Origin of the sequence: Geobacillus thermodenitrificans subsp. thermodenitrificans DSM 465 (assembly GCF_000496575.1) — a bacterium.
Classification (GTDB): Bacteria; Bacillota; Bacilli; order Bacillales; family Anoxybacillaceae; genus Geobacillus; species Geobacillus thermodenitrificans.
Genome location: NZ_AYKT01000075.1, coordinates 1 through 276 on the forward strand (window position 1 = coordinate 1; position 276 = coordinate 276).

The 276-nt window shown below is 58.0% G+C and carries 1 rRNA gene; it reads left to right on the plus strand.

What is annotated here, in order from left to right:
- Nucleotides 1–276 (plus strand): 23S ribosomal RNA (locus DSM465_RS0118055); the annotation flags it as partial.

Here is a 276-nt window from a genome sequence, read left to right on the forward strand (position 1 = left end):
TTCCCGTTTGAGCGATGGGGGGACGCAGGAGGATAGGGTGAGCAGGCGGCTGGAAGAGCCTGTCCAAGCAGTAAGGCTGGCCAGTAGGCAAATCCGCTGGCCGTAAAGGCTGAGCTGTGATGGCGACGGATTTGATCCGGAAGTCCCTGATTCCACACTGCCAAGAAAAGCCTCTAGCGAGGGAAGAGGTGCCCGTACCGCAAACCGACACAGGTAGGCGAGGAGAGAATCCTAAGGCGCGCGGGAGAACTCTCGTTAAGGAACTCGGCAAAATGA